At 59.2% G+C, this 4,973-nt stretch carries 3 protein-coding genes; 2 read left to right on the plus strand and 1 reads right to left on the minus strand.

Annotation, left to right across the window (positions count from 1 at the left end; translation table 11 throughout):
* Window positions 1–1,640, minus strand: a 1,640-nt coding sequence (locus HQL56_18105; protein MBF0311432.1) for an adenylate/guanylate cyclase domain-containing protein, incomplete at its 3' end; no start/stop codon positions are given.
* A 370-nt stretch (window positions 1,641–2,010) separates the two neighbouring features.
* Here HQL56_18105 and HQL56_18110 point away from each other — a divergent pair.
* The gene (locus tag HQL56_18110; GenBank protein ID MBF0311433.1) at window positions 2,011–2,958 is read left to right on the plus strand and encodes an outer membrane lipoprotein-sorting protein; all 948 of its coding nucleotides are present in this window, start codon (window positions 2,011–2,013) and stop codon (window positions 2,956–2,958) included.
* A gap of 25 nt (window positions 2,959–2,983) precedes the next feature.
* Complete coding sequence (locus HQL56_18115) at window positions 2,984–4,891, plus strand: RNA polymerase-associated protein rapA (GenBank protein ID MBF0311434.1); 1,908 nt, start codon at window positions 2,984–2,986, stop codon at window positions 4,889–4,891.
* Window positions 4,892–4,973: the final 82 nt, after the last annotated feature.

Here is a 4,973-nt window from a genome sequence, read left to right on the forward strand (position 1 = left end):
CCCACCACCGCCCGCCGCGTCCCACCCGCCACCATCACATGCCCAATCGGACACACCGACTCCATCCGGTTGGCCATGTTGGTCACCTCCCCAATCGCCGTATACTCCATCTTCTGCTCACACCCGATGGCTCCCACCAACACCTTGCCCGTATTCAACCCCACCCGCATCTCGAAAACCATCTCCCCCCGCGCCAACCTCTCCCGATTGAACCGCCGCATCTCCCGCTGCATCTCCACCGCACACCGCAACGCCTTGTCCGCATGATCCCCCATGCGAACCGGCGCCCCGAATATGGCCACAATCGCATCCCCGATATACTTGTCCGGCGTACCCCCATACCGCTTGATCAACGAAACCAACAACGCGAAATAGTCATTCAACGCCTGCACCACCCGCTCCGCCGCAACCCCCTGGGTAATGGTCGAAAACCCGGCGAAATCGGTGAACATAATGGTGCATACCGCCTCCTGCCCCCCCAACACCACCCCCTCCTGCGCCGCCAACTCCGCCAACTCCGCCGATACCATGCGCGAAAAAGCCATCTTGAGATTCATCCGCTCCCGCAACGCCCGAATCATCCCGTTAAACACATCGATAAACCCAATCATCTCCCCCGTGCCCTGATGCGGCACCACATAGGAGAAATCCTCCTTCTGAACCGCCCGCGCCCCGTCCGATAACGCCGCCACCGGCCGGGTGATCATCTCCGCCAAACGCCGCGCCGCCAACAAAATGGTCAGAACCGTGGCCATCAACAACGCCCCACCCGTAATCGACAAGGTCCACATCAAAGCCTTCACCTTGGCGGCATCAAAATCGACGTTGAAAGAGTAAACCACCCCATCCTGCGGAAACCCCGCCATCCAACTGGTGAACCAGGTGCCCCACTCGTCCGTGTCGAAACGCGGCAAAATCGGATTGTGCAGCGGATTGTGATAAAATCCCGGCCCACCCCCCGACTCCGGCAAATACGACGAACGCCACCCCCCCATCTCCCGCTCCGGTACCTCATACGCCTGCCCCGGAAAGGTATCCTCCCCCGTGCGCCAACCCGTACTCTCCAACACGAAAAGAATCTGCTCCTTGAAGAAAGGATCCTTCTCCCGACCCGGATCGGCCATAATGTAAATTGGCCCCACATCAAACCCCGCCGTGCGCGCCATCTCCGCTACACGACCCAAATACCGCTTGCTCTGGTGAAAGATCTCCCGCAACCCCGGCTCGGACTCCAACTCCCCCTGCCAGTACCGCGCCGCCTCCAATACCTTCTCCGCCTCCATACCCCCTTCCAGCGAACCCACCTCGGCCAGCGGCGGAATCCGCCCCTCCTCCACCACCAGACCAAACCCCGCCGCCAAATGACGCGCATCCATCTCCGCTTCGTTCAAATCCCGATGCATCATGGCAAACCGACCCATCGCCGCCACCTGCTCCCGCGGAATGGCCACATGCACCGCCGCCAACAAGGTGTGCGCCTGATAAATCAAACTCTCCAGAAAATCCCAGGGCCGCTTGAAAGCCATCACCGCCGGCAACGACGCCGCCAAAAGCGCCACCACCAGAAACGACTCCAGCAACGTGCGCCGAAACGGCTTGCGCCGCAATATCACCCTCTGAATCGCCACATCGGCTTCCATCGTCACTCCCCAAACGGTCAAAGGATCCTGAATCCGCTCAGGTTAGGCCCTCACCCCCGACAGTTCAAGGCATCGGGATACCCCGTCCCGGACCCACAAGATCAATATATAATAATATACTTAAATAGCGACATCGTCTTATATACATATTTTTTGTGTTTATAGTGTGGCGTTTGTTTTTCAGAACGCACCCAATCCCGCAGCATGAACTGTTTTTGCTGGTTTTAATTTTTTTTATACTGTCCGAATATTCACGAAACTGACCCTATTATCCTTTGATTAAAGGGACTTATGGTTGATGCAGTGCTTGAAATATGCAGCGGGAACGGGTAGCTTCACATTTTTCTCTCTCACCATGAGGGTCGATTTGATGAACAGGAAAAGCCTTTCGCTTGCGGTCGGATTGATGCTGGCCTCCCTCTCCGCCTGGGCGGACAACGTACCCCGCAGTCTGCCCTATCCCGGCGGCGCCCCGAGCGCGGACGAGATTGCGCGTCAGGTCTATTTCGTCAACCATTTTTACGCCGTGAAGAACTTTTCCATCGAACGGGGCCAGAGCGGCAGCATCACCGTCATCGCCTCGCGCAGCGCGGGCGAGGAGCCCCTGACCAACACGGTGGAGCGTTATCTCAACAACGAATACAGCGACGGCGAAACCAAGGCCAAGGATCTGGCCATCTTCCGTTCCGGCAAGCTCAACGGCACGGGCATGCTGATCGTCGATTTCGTGGACGACGCCAAGAGTCAGGCCTACTCCATCTGGCTGCCGGCGTTGCGCAAGATCCGTCGCTTCGCCCAGCCCGCCTTCGACGACGCCTGGGGCGGCACCGACTTCACCTTCGAGGATGTCACCCTGCGCAAGCCGCACCACGAATCCCACGAGTTGCAGGGCAAAGAGAGCTTCAACGAGTGCCTGATGGCCATGGAGATCCCCGCCGCCCAGGCCAGCGGCAATCTGGCCAATCTGCACAAGCCCGCCTGCAACCACAAAGGTCGGGAGGTTTACAAGCTCAAAAGCACCACCAAATTCCAGAACTGGTGGTACGACTACCGCATCAGCTATGTGGACACCCAAAGCTTCGCCGACTACCGCACCGAGTTCTTCAAGGACAACAAGAAGATCAAGATCATCGACCGCGACTGGGCTCCGCTGGGGCTTTCCGATCCCCGCGCCCTGAAGTGGCGCTACTGGTACGGCAAAAACCTGGTCAGCAACCACGAAACCATGGCCAGCATTCCCGATGACGTGGTGCAGTACGACACCGCCAAGGACGAGAGCCTGTGGAGCGAACAGACCCTGAGCAAGATCAACCGTTAAACCGCCGCATGAAGGAACGTGAACCATGAAGAAAGCATTGACGTTGGGTCTGGCGGCGAGCGCGGTCCTGGTCCTGGCACAGGCTCAGGCCGGAGAGGGTGGCAACAACGCCAAATGGGAGTATTCCGGTTATCTGAAAAACGAGACGGGCCTCTTTCAGAGGCGCGGCACGGTGATCGGCGAACGCCCCTCCACCACCGACACCCGGGAGCATGGCGCCGGTGAGGCGATGAAGTTCGAAAACAGCCTGGTACTCTTCTTCAACGGTGATCTGGTATCCAACGCCCGGCTGCACGGACAGGTCAACATCGTTTCCGATATCGAGGCCATCGACGGCTATCGGGGCCATCAAAGCTACTCCCAGCAGGATCTGCTGCGAGAGCTTTACGTGGATACCAAGGCGGGCAAGGTCGATCTGCGTCTGGGCAAGCAGCAACTGGTCTGGGGCACCGCCGACGGCATCAAGCTGCTCGACATCATCAACCCCACCGACTGGCGGGAGTTCACCCAGAACACCATGGACGAATCCCGCATCCCGGTGTGGATGGCCAAGGCGGATGTCGGCGTGACGCCCAAGGACAATCTGCAGTTCGTGGTGGCGCAACGTCAGGAGAGCCGCATTCCCGGCCTCAACCAGTATGGTGACAAGGGTCACGCCTTCATCATGAAGGGGGTGGACTCCATCACCGGTCCGGTGAACGGATTCCGCAACATCGTGCCCGAGATGGGGGCCATCTCCCGCACCTTCTTCAATTTCGCCGCGGGCGGCGCTTTCGGCGGCGTGCCGCTCAACGCCATCAACTACATGACGGTCAACGACTTCGCCACCAGCGCCAATCCCATGGGCAACGGCGTCACCGGGGCCAACATGCTCAACGGTCTGGCCTACACCTATCCGGCGGCTTCGGGGGGCATCAGCGCCAACACCAACCTGGTGGATGGCGGAACGACCAACTGGGATGCCAACAATCCCAACTCGACCTTCGAGTACATGTCCAACGCCACTTTCGCCACCTTCGACGCCTTCGTCAACGCCAAAACCGCCTATGTGCGCGACTACCCGGAAGAGACGGTTCCCAACCTGGGCCTGCGTTACAAAAGCACTCTGGGTCGCGACTTCAACTACTCCCTCAACTATCTGTGGCATTACGACCCCAACCCCTACATCGACATGCAGTGGCAGGGTACGAGCGGGGAGAATCTCACCCCGACCACCAGTGCCGGGGTGGATGCCTTCACCGGACGACCCACCACCACCGTCAGCCTGCCCGGTTACGGCGGCGCGGCGGGCAAGGTTCCCACGCTGCTCTTCACCGAGAAGTTGAACCGCATTCACAGCATGGGCGCCGCCTTCGACACCAGTTTCGATACCGCCTCCCTGGGACCGGTGGTGGCGCGGGCCGAGTTCCTCTATCAAAAAGAGACCAAGACCCCGGTCATCGATCGCACCAAGCTGGGTTACGGCGATCTGGTGGGCGGCATGCGCATGGAAGAGGCCGACCAGTTCAAGTATGTGCTGGGCGCGGACTTCTCCTTCCTGACCAATCTGATGGTCAATGTGCAGTTCATTCAGTTCATCAATCTGGACTACGTCGACGAAGCGGGGAGCAACGGGGCCAATTCGGGGCGGTACACTGCGGATCAGGCCACGCTGCATCTGTCCAACAATCTGCGCAAAGGGGCTCATTATCGCGAGTTCGGCTCGCTGTTCCTGTCCAAGCCTTTCGGCGCGGAGCAGCAGGGGCGGGTCAACAACATCACCATTGCGGAAGAGAGCGGCGGCTATTGGAACCGGTTTGATGTGGAGTATGGTTTCACCGATGCCTTGGTGGGCAGTTTCGAAGTGAACAACTATTTTGGCAACACCAATACCATGTTCGGCCAGTTCAAAGAGAGCAGCAACGTTCAGGTGGGCATGAAGGTGCTGTTTTAAGGGGGAGGCAGAGGGCAAGGTGGGCAGGTAATACGGGGGTCCGGGGGGGATTATCCCCCCCGGCGGGGTTCGGGGCGGAGCC

It is taken from the genome of Magnetococcales bacterium (genome assembly GCA_015231925.1).
In the GTDB taxonomy this organism is placed as follows: Bacteria; Pseudomonadota; Magnetococcia; order Magnetococcales; family JADGAQ01; genus JADGAQ01.